Annotated in this window: 1 protein-coding gene; it reads right to left on the bottom strand. The window is 70.1% G+C overall.

Annotation, left to right across the window (positions count from 1 at the left end; translation table 11 throughout):
* Positions 1 to 56 precede the first annotated feature (56 nt).
* Positions 57 to 3,537: multifunctional oxoglutarate decarboxylase/oxoglutarate dehydrogenase thiamine pyrophosphate-binding subunit/dihydrolipoyllysine-residue succinyltransferase subunit (locus ACFWA9_RS38760; protein WP_380394231.1), on the bottom strand; the 3,481-nt coding region annotated here is incomplete at its 5' end.

Below are 3,537 nucleotides of genomic sequence, written 5' to 3'. Positions count from 1 at the left end.
CGCGCGGTGTGCGCGGGGGCCGGGGCCGTTCGAGCCCGACCGGGGCCGGGGCGGGCTCAGATGGTGAAGATCTCCTCCAGCAGCGCCTGCTGCTCGGCGGCGTGACGCTTGGCCGAGCCGACCGCGGGGGCCGAGGAGGCCGTGCGGGCGACGCGGCGCAGCCGCGGCGAACCGTTGGCACTGCGGCCGATGACGACCTGCAGGTGGTCGACCAGGTTCATCGCGATGAACGGCCAGGCACCCTGGTTGGCCGGCTCCTCCTGCGCCCAGACGAACTGGACGTCGTCGCCGTAGCGGGCCAGCTCCTCCTGGAGCTCGGCCACCGGCAGCGGGTAGAGCCGCTCGACCCGGACGATCGCGGTGTCGGTGACCCCGCGCTCGGTACGGGCCGCCTCGACGTCGTAGTAGAACTTGCCCGCCGTGATGACGACCTTGCGGACGTTCGCCGGGTCGACGGTGGTGTCACCGATGACCGGGCGGAACGAGCCGGACAGGAACTCCTCGGTGGCACTCGCCGCGGCCTTCAGGCGCAGCATCGACTTCGGGGTGAAGACGACCAGCGGCTTGTGGTGCGGGTTGTGCGCCTGCCAGCGCAGCAGGTGGAAGTAGTTCGACGGCAGGGTCGGCATGGCGACCGTCATGTTGTTCTGCGCGCACAGCTGCAGGAAGCGCTCCGGGCGGGCGGACGAGTGGTCCGGGCCCTGGCCCTCGTAGCCGTGCGGCAGCAGCAGGGTGACGCCGGAGTGCTGGCCCCACTTCTGCTCGGCGGAGGCGATGTACTCGTCCACCACGGTCTGCGCGCCGTTGACGAAGTCGCCGAACTGCGCCTCCCACATGACCAGCGAGTTCGGCCGCGTCAGCGAGTAGCCGTACTCGAAGCCCATCGCCGCGTACTCGGACAGCAGGCTGTCGTACACGGTGTAGCGGGCCTGGTCCTCGGTCAGGTACAGCAGCGGGGTGTAGTCCTCGCCGGAGACCCGGTCGATGAGCACCGCGTGGCGCTGGCCGAAGGTGCCGCGGCGGCTGTCCTGGCCGGCGAGGCGGACGGGGTGGCCCTCCATCAGCAGCGAGCCGATGGCGAGGGTCTCGCCCATCGCCCAGTCGATGGTGTTGTCCTCGACCGAGGCGGCCCGGCGCTGCAGCTGCGGCAGCAGGCGCGGGTGGACGGTCAGCCAGTCCGGCAGGTTGACCTGCGAGGCGGCGATCCGCTTCACCATCTCCTGGGAGATGCCGGTCTGGATGTTGACCGGGAAGTCCGCCTGCGGCTTGCCGTTGGAGGCCGGGGCCGGCGTCTGGGCGGCGTCGCGGACCTCGGCGAAGACCTTCTCCAGCTGGCCCTGGAAGTCCTGGAGCGCCTGCTCCGCCTCTTCCATGGTGATGTCGCCGCGACCGATCAGGCCCTCGGTGTACAGCTTGCGCACCGAGCGCTTCTTGTCGATCAGGTCGTACATCAGCGGCTGGGTGAACGACGGGTTGTCGGCCTCGTTGTGACCGCGGCGGCGGTAGCAGATGAGGTCGATCACGACGTCCTTGTGGAACGCCTGACGGAACTCGAAGGCGAGCCGCGCGACGCGGACCACGGCCTCCGGGTCGTCGCCGTTCACGTGGAAGATCGGCGCCTCGATCATGCGGGCCACGTCGGTGCAGTACATCGACGAGCGGCTGCTCGCGGGCGCGGCGGTGAAGCCGACCTGGTTGTTGACCACGACGTGCACGGTGCCGCCGGTGCGGTAGCCGCGCAGCTGCGACATGTTCAGGGTCTCCGCGACGACGCCCTGGCCGGCGAAGGCCGCGTCGCCGTGGATCTGGATCGGCAGCACCGGGAAGGTGGTGCCGCCCTGGTCCAGGATGTCCTGCTTGGCGCGGGCGATGCCCTCGACGACCGGGTCCACGGCCTCCAGGTGGGAGGGGTTCGCGGCGAGCGAGACCTTGATGGTCTCGCCGTCCAGGCCGGTGAAGGTGCCCTCGGAGCCGAGGTGGTACTTCACGTCGCCGGAGCCGTGCATCGACTTCGGGTCGAGGTTGCCCTCGAACTCGCCGAAGATCTTGCCGTACGGCTTGCCGACGATGTTGGCCAGCACGTTGAGGCGGCCGCGGTGGGCCATGCCGATGACGGCCTCGTCCAGGCGGTGCTCGGCCGCCGAGTCGATGGTCGCGTCCAGCAGCGGGATGAGCGACTCGCCGCCCTCGAGCGAGAAGCGCTTCTGCCCGACGTACTTGGTCTGCAGGAAGGTCTCGAAGGCCTCGGCCGAGTTCAGCCGGCGCAGGATGCGCAGCTGCTCCTCGCGCTCCGGCTTGGTGTACGGCTTCTCCAGGCGCTCCTGCAGCCACTTGCGCTGCGTCGGGTCCTGGATGTGCATGTACTCGATGCCGACCGTGCGGCAGTACGTGTTGCGCAGCAGGCCGAGGATGTCGCGCAGCTTCATCATCCGCTGGCCGCCGAAGCCGCCGACCGCGAACTCGCGCTCCAGGTCCCACAGGGTGAGGCCGTGCGTGGTGACGTCGAGGTCGGGGTGCTTGCGCTGCTTGTACTCCAGCGGGTCGGTGTCGGCCATGAGGTGGCCGCGGACCCGGTAGGAGTGGATCAGCTCGATGACGCGGGCGGTCTTGTTGACCTCGTCGTCGTGCGTGGTGGCCACGTCGGTGGCCCAGCGGACCGGCTCGTACGGGATCCGCAGCGACTCGAAGATCTCGTCGTAGAAGCCGTTCTCGCCCAGCAGCAGCCGGTGGATCTCGCGCAGGAACTCGCCGGACGCCGCGCCCTGGATGACGCGGTGGTCGTAGGTCGAGGTCAGCGTCATGATCTTGGAGACGCCCAGCCGGGACAGCGTCTCCGGGGCGGAGCCCTGGAACTCGGCCGGGTACTCCATGGCGCCGACGCCGACGATGGTGCCCTGGTTCTGCATCAGGCGCGGCACGGAGTGCACGGTGCCGATGCCGCCGGGGTTGGTCAGCGAGACCGTGACGCCGGTGAAGTCGTCCATGGTCAGCTTGTTGGCGCGGGCCCGGCGGACGATGTCCTCGTAGGCCTGCCAGAAGCCGAAGAAGTCGAGGGTCTCGGCCTTCTTGATCGCCGCGACCACGAGCTGGCGGTCGCCGTTCGGCTTCACCAGGTCGATGGCCAGGCCCAGGTTCACGTGCTCGGGCTTGACCAGGTACGACTTGCCGTCCTTCACCTGGTAGCTGTGGTTCATGCCCGGCGAGGCCTTGATGGCCTGGACCAGGGCGTAACCGATCAGGTGCGTGAAGGAGACCTTGCCACCGCGGGCGCGCTGCAGGTGGTTGTTGATGACGATGCGGTTGTCGATCAACAGCTTGGCCGGCACGGCGCGCACGGAGGTCGCCGTGGGCACCTCCAGCGAGGCGTCCATGTTGGTCGCCACCGCCTTGGAGGGGCCGCGGAGCTGGACCAGCTCGGGGCCGGTCTCGGCGGGCGCGGCCGGCGCCGGAGCGGCGGCCTTCGGGGCCGGGGGCGCGGCAGGAGCTGCGGCGAGGGGCGCGGGCGCCGGGGCCGCGGCGGCGGGCGCTGGCGCGGCC

This window comes from Kitasatospora sp. NPDC059973, from assembly GCF_042737525.1.
Taxonomy (GTDB): Bacteria; Actinomycetota; Actinomycetes; order Streptomycetales; family Streptomycetaceae; genus Kitasatospora.
The sequence above is the reverse complement of the archived record's forward strand: the minus strand, read 5'-3'. Positions and strand labels throughout refer to the sequence as shown.